The sequence below is a fragment of the Syntrophales bacterium genome (assembly GCA_023229765.1).
Taxonomy (GTDB): domain Bacteria; phylum Desulfobacterota; class Syntrophia; order Syntrophales; family UBA5619; genus DYTH01.
The window spans coordinates 16,758-30,693 of the sequence record JALNYO010000028.1 but is presented as its reverse complement, the minus strand read 5'-3'; the positions used below and the strand labels follow the sequence as shown (position 1 = coordinate 30,693).

General features: G+C 49.7%; 12 protein-coding genes. 1 reads left to right on the top strand and 11 read right to left on the bottom strand.

Annotated elements, in window-relative coordinates:
- Positions 1 to 73: 73 nt before the first annotated feature.
- The 6 genes from M0P74_13195 to M0P74_13170 all read right to left on the bottom strand — a co-directional run bounded on the left by M0P74_13195 (position 74) and on the right by M0P74_13170 (position 8,382).
- The gene (locus tag M0P74_13195; GenBank protein ID MCK9364541.1) at positions 74 to 937 is read right to left on the bottom strand and encodes a hypothetical protein; all 864 of its coding nucleotides are present in this window, start codon (positions 935 to 937) and stop codon (positions 74 to 76) included.
- Between the two features lie 565 nt (positions 938 to 1,502).
- On the bottom strand, positions 1,503 to 4,088 hold the full coding sequence (locus tag M0P74_13190; protein ID MCK9364540.1) for a DEAD/DEAH box helicase family protein: 2,586 nt from the start codon (positions 4,086 to 4,088) through the stop codon (positions 1,503 to 1,505).
- Positions 4,085 to 5,827 carry a site-specific DNA-methyltransferase gene (locus M0P74_13185; protein ID MCK9364539.1) on the bottom strand — a complete coding sequence of 581 codons (1,743 nt, stop codon included), beginning with the start codon at positions 5,825 to 5,827 and terminating at the stop codon, positions 4,085 to 4,087. Before M0P74_13185 ends, M0P74_13190 begins: the two co-directional genes overlap by 4 nt.
- Before the next feature lie 187 nt (positions 5,828 to 6,014).
- Positions 6,015 to 6,578 carry a hypothetical protein gene (locus M0P74_13180; protein ID MCK9364538.1) on the bottom strand — a complete coding sequence of 188 codons (564 nt, stop codon included), beginning with the start codon at positions 6,576 to 6,578 and terminating at the stop codon, positions 6,015 to 6,017.
- Positions 6,579 to 6,580: 2 nt separating this feature from the next.
- Positions 6,581 to 7,714, bottom strand: coding sequence for an XRE family transcriptional regulator (locus tag M0P74_13175; GenBank protein ID MCK9364537.1), 1,134 nt, complete (start codon positions 7,712 to 7,714; stop codon positions 6,581 to 6,583).
- Positions 7,715 to 8,025: 311 nt separating this feature from the next.
- Positions 8,026 to 8,382, bottom strand: coding sequence for a hypothetical protein (locus M0P74_13170; protein ID MCK9364536.1), 357 nt, complete (start codon positions 8,380 to 8,382; stop codon positions 8,026 to 8,028).
- A 66-nt stretch (positions 8,383 to 8,448) separates the two neighbouring features.
- Here M0P74_13170 and M0P74_13165 point away from each other — a divergent pair, with 66 nt between their 5' ends.
- The gene (locus M0P74_13165; GenBank protein ID MCK9364535.1) at positions 8,449 to 9,162 is read left to right on the top strand and encodes a nitroreductase; all 714 of its coding nucleotides are present in this window, start codon (positions 8,449 to 8,451) and stop codon (positions 9,160 to 9,162) included.
- Between the two features lie 40 nt (positions 9,163 to 9,202).
- Here M0P74_13165 and M0P74_13160 read toward each other — a convergent pair whose 3' ends face one another.
- The 5 genes from M0P74_13160 to M0P74_13140 all read right to left on the bottom strand — a co-directional run bounded on the left by M0P74_13160 (position 9,203) and on the right by M0P74_13140 (position 13,898).
- The gene (locus tag M0P74_13160) at positions 9,203 to 9,760 is read right to left on the bottom strand and encodes an HD domain-containing protein (protein MCK9364534.1); all 558 of its coding nucleotides are present in this window, start codon (positions 9,758 to 9,760) and stop codon (positions 9,203 to 9,205) included.
- Between the two features lie 213 nt (positions 9,761 to 9,973).
- On the bottom strand, positions 9,974 to 10,261 hold the full coding sequence (locus M0P74_13155; GenBank protein MCK9364533.1) for a MoaD/ThiS family protein: 288 nt from the start codon (positions 10,259 to 10,261) through the stop codon (positions 9,974 to 9,976).
- Between the two features lie 3 nt (positions 10,262 to 10,264).
- Positions 10,265 to 12,127, bottom strand: coding sequence for an aldehyde ferredoxin oxidoreductase family protein (locus M0P74_13150; GenBank protein ID MCK9364532.1), 1,863 nt, complete (start codon positions 12,125 to 12,127; stop codon positions 10,265 to 10,267).
- Positions 12,128 to 12,143: 16 nt separating this feature from the next.
- Positions 12,144 to 13,169, bottom strand: a complete 1,026-nt coding sequence (locus M0P74_13145) for a PEP/pyruvate-binding domain-containing protein (GenBank protein MCK9364531.1) — start codon at positions 13,167 to 13,169, stop codon at positions 12,144 to 12,146.
- Between the two features lie 72 nt (positions 13,170 to 13,241).
- On the bottom strand, positions 13,242 to 13,898 hold the full coding sequence (locus M0P74_13140) for a hypothetical protein (GenBank protein MCK9364530.1): 657 nt from the start codon (positions 13,896 to 13,898) through the stop codon (positions 13,242 to 13,244).
- Positions 13,899 to 13,936 lie beyond the last annotated feature (38 nt).

Genomic DNA, 13,936 nt, shown 5'->3' with positions numbered 1-13,936 from the left:
TGCCGCATCCGAGGAGGGACCGTTTTCTTCATTGTGCCAATCTTTTTGCTGCCATCATTTTATGGCCGTCTTTTCAGAAGGAAAAGCTCGCTGATACGCCCCCGTAAAGGAAGGAGCTGTCCCGCTCGGCGTTGGTCGCTGTTCCCTTCAGTCCGAAACCCTTCATTTCATTTCTCGCATCGCGGGAAAGAGGAAATACATAAGAAACAATCGGCGTCACCGTTACATATTTCATGACCTTGAGCGGCATTGAGGCCGTTACGCTTCCGTCATGAAAATTGTTGAACTTATCCGTTGTCGCCAAGGCATTGCCGTCGAATTTCGGATAGGTCGTTTCATCGTTGCTCAACAAATAGCCCGCCGATGCGGCAAGTTTCAAAGACATTATTTTGCTGAGTTCAAAAACATGCGAAATCCCGAGCAGCATATACCAGTTGTGGTAGTGGTCGATTTCCTTGTAAACCGTCAAGGTCGGCGACAAGAGGGTGTTCAGCCCCAGCGAAGCGAAAATCTCCTGGGAATCCAGTCGATCCGCCAAATCCTGATTAAGTGCGCCCAGGCCGTAGTAGATGTAACCTCCTCCTACTGTGAAGGGTTCCATTGCCTTGGAGTAAGCTAAGGTAACATCGGTCTCATTCCACGCGCTGCTGTAACTCTTGTCGGGAGCTGCTCCGCTGTAATAGGGTTTTGCATCCAGGTTTCCCCAGATATTAACGGAAAAACCCTTATACCCAACCGTCAGCGAAGGCTGAATCACTACTCCGTTTCTGCTTAATTCGTAGCCTCTCCACAGGTACTGGCTGAGAACCGCGACTGTAACGTCCGTAGCCGGTTTTTCTTCCTCTGAGGCAAAAAGCCCCGGAGCAAAGATTGTAAACATGGCGATGATCATGAAGCAGATCATCAAGCTTTTTTTCACTTTCACTGAATGGTCCATAACCTGTGCCTCCTGATAAATTTTTTTGCCAATCACGCGCGTCACGGCAATTGTGGATAATATAGGCGATATCCATGCCATCAGTGTACGTAATTGAATATATTATGTTATTTATTGTGAGTGCAGAGATAATATCTGAATCGTGAACATTTTTGTATCAAGATAACTTACAACAGTATGATGAGCAGCCTTTTGCTTGTTTTCAAAAAATGGCTTTTATTTCTTTAAAACATCGAATTTACATGCCATCGTTCGAATATTTAAACAGAAATACAACTGAAACATAATTGTGGTTCATCCGGTTGATCCGTACTTTTACGTTATCTACAAGTCAATGAAACTGGAAATCGTTCCCATCTAACGATTATTGAAGTCGAGAACCGAGGGTGATGAATTTTTGTACGGGCCTTCTTTTGGTAATGTGCGAATGTAATCAAGAAATAAAAGGGGATTGCACAAATCCAGAATGGTTATCCGAAATTAGAGCGAGGATCACCACTTCGAGCTGAGAATCCTAACTTTTTTGTATAATATCTATCTACTTTGTATAATATCTATCTACGGACTATTTGATTTTCAACGCCTCCCCAGCCTTACGCCGAATTTCCTCAAAGTCTTTACCCCTGGGCATAGTGAAGAAGCAACTGCCGTTGCTGCGCCGCTCCCACAGTTCACCGAGTTGACGTTTTTCGATATTTTCCGGCAAATCCCAGTCACGACTGTTCTTGTATTCAACGGCCAGAACAGTGCCATTTACCATCTGACAGAGAAAGTCGGGATAAAAGCGGTCACTGCCGGTTTGTAGTGAAAAAGACGTCGGCTTGCGCTCAACGTTGCGAACCCAGCAATTGACCCCTTCAAGCTGCGTCGCCAAAAAGAGCGCACACTCGAATTCTTCGCCATCTCCCTTCAGATTGCCGATTAGCGGGAAAAAGTGCTTGGGCAATTCTGTAAATCCGCAATAGATTGAGTCATAAGCATACCGCCCCTGTTCAAACACAACCAGGTTTCTGTCATTGACAACAAATTCCTCCGGCGTAAGCAAAAGCTCCTGGTGAACCCGCTTCATGGCAAGCCTTTTGGCTTCGCCGATCTTTGCTTCCAGTGCGTTTCGCAACCGGAACTTTGCATACGCAAGTTCTTCCAGCGTGAAGCCGTTGGCTTTCAGCCAATCGATGGCCTTGTTCAGAAAAGCCGCCTTTTCATCCGGCAACAGGTTTTCGTCATAAATGTTTCGGTCCAACCAATAGACTAGAGACGCTTGGCTCCAGCCCGACTGGTACTCGAACAAGACTGGCTCCGCGATGCCGGGCTGAAAAAAGGTGAACTTCACTTTTTCCTTCTCCAGATACATCAAGCCGCCTTGAGGGTTTTGGTTTACCTTGCTGAAAGACGGCAGATCGCAAGGATAGTCTATCAGGCTCCAGTCCCCCTGCAACAGGTGGGTTTCCTCGAAGGGTTCCCACAACCCACCCTGCCGTAACTGCAGCCGGGGTACCTTGAACAATTCTCCTTGTTCCGCGGGTGACTTGGGAGGGGCCTTGCGGGGCGACCTCATCCGGGTAATGGCCTCCTGCACGGCCTGCTTTCCCGCTGGCGTGTGAAAAACATCCTGCAAAGTCTTCACCTGGGTTTCGGTAAAAGAACCCTTCAGCGTGATAGAACCATTCTCCGGGGTGATCTCGATCTTTTTCATCAGCGTGTCAGGAATCGACTCTGTCTCGGGCAGCTCCGGTGTGCTGTAGGTAATGCTCGTCTGCTGCTGACTGAAAAGGTCTTCGGTTTGCGCTCCATCCGGGATGTTGATCAGCTCCCTGGCCTCCTGCCGTTCAAAGCCGTTCCGCACCAGACCGTCTTTCAGACTCTCGACCGTGGCGGCAAAGTTGCTCGATGTCAAATAGGCATAAGCCATGTTCAGTTCCGGGTGGTCCTTCTTTTGGGCATAAGGCTGGCGCAAAATGCGCCCCAGTATCTGTTCCGCCGCCGTGGCCGAACTGGTGTTGCGCAACGAGCACAGCACATAAGCAAAAGGACAGTCCCACCCTTCGCGCAGTTTGTCCACGGTGATGATAAAGCGGAATGGACAATTTTCGGACAGGATATTGATATCCGCAATTTCGTCCATTGTTCCGGTGGCGATGGCAATCTCACGTTCGGGAATGCCGAAGTCATCCGTCAGCGCTTTTTTGACCCGCTCCGGCGTCAAAGTTTCGTGATCCGCATCCCTGCGCTCTGCTTGCAGCAGCATGATCGGGCGCAGGTAGTTTCCTCCTGCCGATCTTTCCGCTTCGGCGGCCTGATGCAATTGATTCAGACAGGCAATCGCATCGCGCAGGGCATCGAGCCAGTTGGGCCGCTGCACCAATGTGAGGGGCATCTTGATCATATCTTCCGAGTGCAGGACGGAGGCAGAAACACTGAAGAGAACATTGCTTGGTTGCCAGATTCGGTCCGGCGTCGCCGTGAGTTCCAGGATGGCACATGGTTCAAAACGCGCCAGGGTTTCAAAGGCCAGAGACGTCCCCTGATTATGGGCCTCGTCCACAATGACAAAGGGGCTGCGCAGTCGCAACACATCAACCAGCGATCCGTTTCCGCGCACTTCAGGATCGCTGATCCCCTCGAAGTGCTCCATCAGGCTGCCGTTCTGCTTATAGACGCTCAGGCGCCCCGTTTCCTCCTGTTTGAAGGCCTGCATCGTAGCGACAATGATCACGTTCGAGCCGTTCAGCACATGCGGGGTCACTCGTAAAGCCCCCTCGATGTCGAGCACAGTCAACTCCCCCAGTGCCGACGAAACCGACTGACAGAGAATCGATGTCTTGTCGCGTAGCGCCTTCAGGGTCTGCTCGCGGATCGGCTCCGACGGCACCAGCCAGAGGCTCAGGCTATAGGGAACATGCAGCAGACTCCTGTTCACCCGTTCAATGGCCATGCCGGCGACGAGCGTCTTTCCGCCACCGGTGGGAATGCGTACGCAGACATAAGGAACTGTTTCGAGGGTGCGCAAGGGGCGGTAGAACAATGCCATGTCGCGCCACTCCTGCGTGGTTTGGGCATAGCTTTCCCGCGGCTGTCCGCTTTCTCGGCAGCGTTTGAGGAACTTCTCAAACCAATCCAGCGCGTCGGACTGATATCTCTTCAGAATCATGCGCCCCCCACTTTCAGTTTGTATGGCAACTGCTTGAAGACGATTCCCTCTCGTCGCATCCGTTCGTGGTCAATGCGGCAGGCCGTGCCGTATATGACTTTTGATCCGTCGTGGGCGGGTAGCGTACCCAAAATATTCGTGGTCAGAACGTTACCGCCCCGCTGCGTCTTGTCTTTCAAAATGCCGTTGTACAGAAGATAGACCGCCGTGCCATTGTGGATACCCAAAAGTGGGCTGTCCAAAGCGACTGTAGTGGGCAGCGGTTCACCGGTTTCAGTGAAATAGACATGGCGGGCCAAGTCGGAAAAGCATACCGAGGAACGGATATTGCCCCGTTCGTCAAAGAGCGGCTCCCCCAATTCGCAGTAGCGAAAACCGCCACCGAGCGCTGCAACAGAAGATGGTTTACCTTTTCTGGGAATGTATGTATAGCCCGCAATAGCTTTTTCCAAGCGTGCCTTGGTCTTTGTCCGGCAAACCTCCCTATCCATCTCCACAAGGACGAATTTCCTGCTGCCACCAACAGCTTGATTAAGTTTCATTACAGCATGGGCCGTTGTGCCTGATCCACCAAAGCTATCCAGAACGATGTCGTCATCATCGGCAACGACACCAATCAAATCGGCAAGCAATTCGGAGTCTTTGGGAAACGGAAACGCTCCTGCGCCAAGGATGCCTTCGACTTCAAGCGTAGCGGCTCGTCCATCCTTGTAAAAGACACTCATCAAAGGCTCCTGATCCACCTCCTTTAGATAGCTTTTACGGTTTGGTATTGTCGTTTCATCCTTGCCAAAGTGAATACGGGGTGGTGTTTCAGCGAGAGCCTTGCGTGTAGTTTCCTCATCCCAACGCCAGCCCGTTGAGGGTTTGGCACACGGTTTTCCCATTCTTGGATGTATGATGTCATAACGTGGACGGCTTTCCCTACCGTCATCCGGACCAGCAAAATCGGCTGCGAAATAAAGCCCCCTGTCATCAGACCATTTGTAATGTTTATGGGCTTTTCGTGGGTCTTTCTTCTCGAATGATCGATACCATGACATCATGGCCTTACGAATACTGCTATGGTCCTTTCCAAGGCTGACACGAAGATCGGCGTAGTATTGAAGAACTGCGTCAACACCTGCCTTCCTCTTGCGCCATTTGATGTTTTTTGACGTTAGATAGCCTTTATTCCGGGCAAAGATCACAATATATTCGTGTGTCTCGGATACAAGCTTGGAATCGCCTTTCTTACCTTTCTCCCAGACCAAAGTGGCAACTTCGTTTTGCTCTCCAAAAACCTCCCGCATCAACAAACAAAGGTTTGCATACTCGTTATCATCAATGCTGATAAAAATCGCCCCATCATCGCGCAGAAACTCTCGCAGCAAAGACAGGCGCGGATACATCATGCAGAGCCACTTGTCATGCCGTGAAAGATCTTCCGCTTCCTTCCCCACGGCCCTGCCCAGCCACTCCCGCATCTCGGGGCTGTTCACGTTGTCGTTGTAAACCCAGCCTTCATTCCCGGTATTGTAGGGCGGATCGATGTAGATGCACTTCACCTGCCCGGCGTAGTAGGGCAATAGGGCCTTGAGCGCAATCAGGTTGTCTCCCTGCACGAGTAGGTTCCCGCTGCCGGGATCGCCCACGGAGAGGTCATCATTGCTGCGCAGTAAGTGGAACGGCACCTCGCGGTGATGGTTAACGACGGCTTTCTTGCCGATCCAATCGAGTTTGGGCATGAATCCTTTCACTCCTGTCTCTATAAAGGTTTTATGGATAAAGTGCTTTGCCGGTTAAAGAGGGCGCCGGCAGGCATTGTCGCTTATCGCATAATGCTTTGATAAAAAATCGTCTCTGAACTGGCGAAGTATAGAAAGGTCATCGTCTTGTGTCAATCAGATATTAGTTACATAATACCATACGGATTTCGATAGGCGGTTATTTGGGCGGTAGTTCCTTAAATAGCTTTTTATAATCCAATGCAAATGATTTTGGTTTATCTTCAGCATAATTCCAATATGATGCAATCTGCCTCACGACAGTGATGTCTATGTGCCGGCAATCCAGCATCAGCCTCAGAATATCCAGTGTTTTTAATGTTTTGATGTTGAAATCTTCGGCTAACGCCAACATATCTGAATCGTCGGTTACGATCTGGATATCCAGCACATAGGCATGCGCCAACGCGGTAATATCCACCCTTGAAAGTCCAGGATATGAATCTTTTGCATAGTCCTTTATAAAATCGTATACTTGCGTTATTGTCTGTTTGTTTTTTCTCGAAATATTCAGTTCACAGGCCCGGTTCTTCTTGTATTCAGGTTCATTAACCCAATAGAACATGCTCTTGAGTCGCGGACTCTTATTATATTCTGTTTGAAGCTCCTTGATCACGTAAAGGCAATGTCTCTCCTTTCCGAATTCAATCTGAAGAAGGGGATGAATAGTTTGGGCAAGACGGAAATAAACATTGGAGTCTATTAGGATTTTTATCTGAGGCATGGTTAGAGCGCCTCATAAATATTCCTGGCATCAAGCAAGGACATTCTGAGGATGCTCTGGACAAAACTTGCCGGTTTCCTGTTTTCCTTAATATATGTCTTCAGGGAACCAAAAAAAGGACTGCCGAAATGATCTGTGGCGGATCTGATATATTGATCCGGCGCGGGTGTCTTATCTTTAAAAAGACATTCACTGATGGTTTTGAATGCCTTATTAAAGTTGGTGTTTGCCTTGTATATTTCCTGATGATCTGTCAAATCAATGTTCGGAAGTTTACACTGTTGGGCATATTTATTGATTTCCAAATAAACCGTCAGCGGAGACACACATAATCTTTCGGCAACCGATTTTATATGATTGATTTGGAGGGAAATTTTGTCTGTTTTCCTCAAATGCTGGTATTCGATAGCAGCGATTTCCTCGGGAACAAGCAAGGCCCCGGCAAAGGCATCGGCAAAATCTTCTCCTTTATCGTCGTGCAACTCCGGCGCTAAGACGTGCCCCAACTCATGGGCCATCCAGAATTTGAAATCATGAATATTACAGTCCAGATTCAGATATATCCATGTCGTCATTGACGCCGGCAAATAGATGTGGAGGGCGTTTTCATGTCTGTCTTTGCTTCCCCACAGGACGGGAATGATGACGGCGTTAAGGTCGTTAAAAAAATTAATTAAATCTTCAAACTCTATGGCTTCATTCTGAACCTTGCCAATCTGGCTTCTTGTTTTTTTTGCAACCTGCTGGATATAAGGATAATCAAGCTGGGGGTGGATCAGGGTTTTTGGTCGGGTAAGCCTGTCAAAGGGAAGATAAGGGATAAGATTGGACAGAATTCTTCCAGTGTCGCGGGCTTCCTCAAGATATTGATCTGTGATCTTGTGATTACCTTTTTTTCTGAATGCGACAACAGGTTCATTTTCAGAGGGAAGACTTGATACAATCTCATTAAAATTCAGCCCCAGGGCCATGGCTAGCTTCAACAGCTTGTCTGGTCGCGGGAACTTTTCCCCTTTAAACCATTGCGATACGGTTTCCCTCGAAACTTCAACGATACTTGCAAGTTTAGACTTGTTAAAGCCGAGCCGCTCAGCGCTTTCCTCTATTTTGTTGATGTTAAGTTTGCGATTATTCATGACTGCATCATATTCACAGCTGTCAACATTTGTCAACTTTTATTTGATAGGCCCTAGGAACAAAGCTCTTTTCGGTTGCAGGTGACTGGACAATCAGCTGCCAGGCTTTGCACGTTTCATTCGGCATTCAGTAAAAGTCCCAGAATCTTTACTTACAACACTTGTATTTGCAGACTTGCAGTTCCGTTAAGGAAGAAGGCAGCGCAAAGCTGCGGAAAATACTGATCAAAATGTTGTTTTCAACTTTTGCCGGCTAAAGACATTCACCTTTCTGTGGAGGCGTGCAGCGGTTGACCAGGGGCTTATCACTTTTATTCCAGCCGCTGCCTGGTGATATGTTCGACCCATACTTCTGCGCCGAATACTTCCTGCAATTTCTTGGAAAGAGCGTCCAGATCGGCCATGTTTTTTGCCTCTATAACCAGGTCGTAGTCATTGAGCACCCGGAGGCTGCCGTATTGCTTGAGAATGGCGATCGCGTTTTCCACATCCGCAGTGAACCAGCCTTTCATCCGGAGGAGCAGTTCATCGCCCCGGAAGGGCCGTTCGATGACCAGTTGAACATCGCGCTGCTTGGCTTCCCAGCCGATAAGGGCCGGTTTTTTCATCACCGGCCGCACCGGGTCATGCAGGGCGGCGCACTTAAACCAGATCAGGGCTCTTTCCATTTTGAATAACCTCGCATTTTAAAAGGCTCTTGTTCTCAGCCGGTTTCTGTATTACTATGATTTAAAATGAAGGTCAAACCGTTCATCGTGAACGTTTTTCCGGCCGTTCGAAAAAAGGATGAAAGCATGGATTTGCTTGCCGCCATGAAGCAAAGAAGAAGCGCCCGGGTTTTTCTGGATAAACCAGTTTCCCGGGCAGAGGTAGAAGAATTGCTTGAGTACGCACACCTTGCCCCCTCCGCCATCAACCTTCAGCCCTGGGAGTTTGTCGTGACCTACGGCGAAGAAAAGGAACGCCTTATCCGACGGCTCTTAAAGGCGCATGGGGAACAAAAGGTTTCCTGCGGACCCGGCACGGCAAACCCCCTTCCGGAGCGCTATGCAAGTCGTTCGCGAGGCGCATCTCGGGGGTTAAAACCACGTATTTCAGAGTTGGGGATGGAGTTTAACAGCTTTATTGAGCAGGGAAGCTGCTCCTTTTATGGCGCACCCATCGCAATTATTGTCATCATGGATAAATTATTTCCCCGACTTCGGTATCTCGATGTGGGCCTTAGCGTCTCTTATCTGCTTTTGTCGGCCGAGGCAAAAGGGCTGGCGACGTGTCCCATCGGGCTTGTCACCGCCTATTCCGACGAAATTGCCGATGCCCTCAGCATTCCTAAGGAAAAAGAGATACTTCTTGCCATCGCGCTCGGTTACGCGGATGAGACCTCGCCGGTAAACCTCTATAAAACGGAGCGTGAGCCGCTTGCAGAGATTAGTTCGTGGTATGAATAGTCCGGCTGGGGAGTATTTTAATGCTTTTGGGCCTGGCCCTTTACTGTCTAAACCGGGCAAGCGCTTCCTGGGCGAGCTTTTTCCCGGTCTCGGTAAAAAACCACTTTTCAATCTGCTGCTCCAGCCAATTGGCATGATGGGTTATTTTTATTTGAAAACGGTTGGCGTCAATTTCCATCCCGCTTTTATCAAAACGAAACAGCTTATCGGCATCCTTGACGATCTTGTCGCTGGCTGAAAGGGCCGTCGAACGGGTGTCATGACCTTCAATGATAGCAATAATTTCTACAGACTTCTGAGGTTCATACGCGATTGCCAGTAAAATATCCCGGGCCAGTTTTGCCCCTTCAATCTCGTGCAGGCGGGTCAACGCCGGATCAGAGTTTGGCCCGAATGCCTTCAAGTGCAGCTCTTCTGGCACCTGACTCCAGCCGATATCATGGCAGATTACCGCTGGTATGATTATCGAGGGATCGCCAGGCTCGCTCTCCAGCAAGCGGCAGGCAGAACGATAAACAATCTCGGTGTGAATGTCGTTTTTCCGGACATTCAAATAAGGCTGGGCAAGTTTAAAAATATGGCTGTAATCAGCGTGCATCCTCTCTCCTAACTATTTATACATTATTTCAATACTTTAGAGGTAATTGCAAAACTCCCCATTCTTGTCATTCCCGCAACGATTCTGAGCGGGAAAACGAAGTTTAATGTTCATAATCTGGTTCTAACTGCTTGAAAAACCATATTCCCGATAGAGACATTCGGGAATGACAAATGGTTTTGCAATTGCCTCTTTATCCTATAAAATTTTTCATCATCCCCCCTCGACCAGATGGGTAAAGATGATGGTATCTCCTGGCTGCAGGTGAAAGTCCTCCATCCGCTCGGGGGGGACGTATTTTCTTCCATTGACGATAATCTGGAGATTGGTTTCGCAATGTCCGTTAGTAAGGAAAACGCGCTTGCTCAGTGATCCGTATTTACTGATAATTTCGCGAACAAGATCGCCCGCGCTGCTTCCTTTGAGATCGAAGGCGAATTCCGTGGCGCCGAAGGCCTCTTGAGCGCCTGCCACGACGATGAATTTAAGATTTATCTGCATTAATTACTTGTGAAAACTTTCCATCTCCGGCGCCAAGTCCGCAAGACCTAATTCTTTCAGCTTTTCCGCGGTCGGGATGCCGTTTTTATCATATCCCATAAAGTCATAATACTCGTCGAGGAGAGTGTCCATCTTTCTGATGACCTCGCCTGTTGAGGGGCCGGCATTCTTCAAGGGCTCTTTGAACATCCTTTCCGGAAGCGTATCGTCCTTTCTGCTGAATCCCTCCCGAACATTAAAGCATCTTTCCAAGCAGACAATCCGTTCGCCAAACTTGTCGATATTGTTGACCTCAGCCAGATCGCGCCGGCCGGTAGCGCTGACATAGAGATCGCAAATCAGTTGCTGAGTAACATTGGTATCGGCAAAATTGCAGAGGATGCCCGTTTCTTCCACCGCCTTTTTTATCTGGTTCCAGCCCGCGATATCTCCCTTGCCGTCATCGGCAAAACGGTCTATTTCTCGAGGTTGCATGAAACCGGATATTTCCTGACGGGCATAGCCGTACATATGGCTGCCGCCGATGTTCGAAACGGCGTATCCGAGACCATGCGCCTTGGCCGCCCGCGGTTCGTATCCGGGCAGTTCCAGACCTTTGGCGGTCATTGCATAGTATTCTGCGCCTTTCCCGATCAGTTGGCCGGCCTTTCTTGTTCCTTCAGCCAGGATGTTGCCTATGCCTTCGCGTTTCGCTACTTTTTCGATGAGCTGAAAAAGCGCCTCATGGTTGCCCCACTCCGGTTTCAGACCATCCAATTCCTCTGAACGTAAAATGCCTTTTTCGTAGAGTTCCATGACAAAGCCGGCAACCACCCCCATGCTGATAGTGTCTATTCCCAGGCGATCGCAGAGGGCGTCGGCCGCGATGATGGCCCCGGGGTCGGTGTTGGCGATTTCTCCACCGAAGGAGAAGACAGTTTCGTACTCCGGACCTTCGCTTTCTGCCCCTTTGTAGGGACCTTCCGTAGCTTTGAAGATGTTGCCGCACCGAGTTGTGCAGGCATAGCAGCCATAGTCGCCAGTTTTCAGCTTTTGGAATGCCTCCGCGCCGATCTTTTCCACTCCGGTCAGACCGCCTTCCTGAAAATTCTTGACCGGAAAAATGCCAAGCGCGTGCATTTTTGACGTCATAAAGGTGGTGCCGTAGGTGGTCATTTTCTTACGTCGGTCATGGGTTTTAAGAATTTCGTTATGTTCCTTCACGAGCTTCAGGAAGGTTTCCCGGTCCTGGAGTGCCGGAGCAGTGCCGCCGGAGGTATTGATGGCGACGGCCTTTAAATTCTTTGACCCCATCACTGCGCCGACGCCGCCGCGGGCCGCTGCCCTTTTCTCATGGATGATCGCGGCAAATTTTACGAGGTTTTCGCCTGCCGGTCCAATGCAGGCAATGTGGGTATTGCTTTTGCCGCATTTATCCCAGATTTGATCCTGTGTGGCAGCGGTATCAAGACCCCACAGACCGTCGGCATCAAGGAACTCAGCCCCTTCTTTACTCAAATGGACATAGGTTGGACGGTCTGCCCGGCCGTGGATCGCAATAAATTCGTACCCGCAAGTCTTGATGGCAGCGCCGAATTTCCCGCCGCACACTGAGCGGATATAGGCGCCTGTGAGCGGGCTTCTGGCAGCCACAATCCAGCGGGAGAAGCCGGGAGCGCTGGTTCCGCCAAGAATTCCCGGCAAAAATAGGAGGATATTGTCAGGACTGAGGGGGTCCGTATGGGGGGAAAGATGCTTATAGAGGTATTCTATCCCGAAACCGCGACCGCCCAGAAAGTCGCGAACCACATCCGGATCGAGCGGCGCTTCGACAGCTTCCCTTTTTGATAGATCAAGCTTCAGAAACTTGTTTTGATAAACGGTCATTTTTTGCTTCCTTATCTCAGTCAAACATTCCTACCATTAGATTGATTATATAGTCAACATCTTTGGATTTATCGGCTTTGGTAAACTTCGCCGGCCGGGCCTGAACCCAGAAGATGTTTTCCGGAAAGGGGAGGTTTTTATCAATTACCCATTCCATATCCTGGGGCATCCCAAAGTGCTTTTCGACAGCGAGGGCGATTTCGGCGAGCGCGAGCAGTTCGTCATCGTCGAGGCAGGGTTTTTCCTGTAATTCTTCCGGCACCTTGGAGTAAACTGTGCCGGAAGCTTCCCGAACCACCATTCCCTGTTTACGGCAAACGTGTCGGCCGGTGATCTGCATATTCTCTTTTTCCAGCGTGAAAGAATCGGGGGTGATCTCGCCGCTGACGACGCTCTCTCCCAGGCCCCAGTTGCCCTCAATTATCACCTGGGTGGTATCGCCTGTAGTTGGCAATACGGTCAGGATAACCCCGGCCGCTTTCGCATCAACCAGCATCATTACCGCCACTCCGATCGGGGCCCACTCCACAGGGAGATTTTTTTCGATCCGGTACATCATGGCGCGCACTGTGTAGGCGCTGCTCCAGACCTTCTTTATATATTCAATAACATTGTCTTCGCCGCTGATATTGAGATACGTATCCATCTGCCCGGGCATGCTGACGATTCCGCTGGAGCGGACCGCCACCGGCAGATCAGCTCGGCCCAACTTTGTGCAGAGCTCCCGGTAATAATCCACTATTTCCTTTCTCATGGACTCCGGCATGGCCATAGATTCAATAAGATGCTGAACCACGCGGCTTTCTTCCTGACAGACTTCCACCTTTTTCAGGATTTCCCGGCGCGGTTCAATGCGCTCCCTGATCTGGCCGGCAAGACCCGTAAGATTCATGAAGGCCTCGAATCCCTGCACCGAGATGGCAAAACCGTAGGGCACCCTCATGCCGAGTTTGCTCATTTCGCCCAAGTTGGCGCATTTTTTCCCCACCAGATCGTTGAATTCCATTCCCAGTTCTTCAAACCGGTAAAGCCACTGTTCCATTTTCCAGTCTCCTCATGCATTAGTAGCTTATGCGCTTATGAGATAGTTTTGATAAACAAAAAAGTCCATAAGTTACAGTGATTTTGTAATTCCGCTCAGCAGATAGGCCATCTCCACTCTTCCTGTCGGCGCCAGAATCCTGCTGCTGTAGTCTTTTGCAAAATTGGCCAGCAGGTGACGTCTTTGCCGGCGGTACTCATCCGTCATCATTGCTTGCGCAACCTCCACCAGATTGGTGGTTAGCCCTTCCAAGATCAGGCGCAGGGTGTTGCCGATGATGACCTGCCACTCTGCCTGGACCCGGATGCCTACTTTTGCCAGCATTGGCAGATACTCATTCTTCAGGAAGTCCGTGTATGCGGCTTCCGTCCCCCGAACAAGCTTGAAGTACTGGTTAAATCGCCACGTTCCGAGAGCCAAGCCGTAATTGGCCATATCCACGCGGCCAGTATCCTTGAGAACGGCATTGCTGTAATTGGCAACATAGTTGTTCAGCTCTTTGGTTACTTCAATAAACTCCTCTCTCTGCCAGGCCATCTGCATGCTCAAAAAGTCATCGGCCATTGCCGCGGAGGTAATCCTCGGGCCGGATCCCAGAATGACATGGAATCCGCCAATGATGTTAAGACCCACCTTCGCCATGGCAGGCAGATGTTTCCGCAAAATAAAAGTCGAGTAATCATCCTCCTTGCCCTTGATGATTTCCCATTGCTGAACAAACAGAAACATAAATCACCTCCCCATGAAATCAGCGGCATTTGGAGACA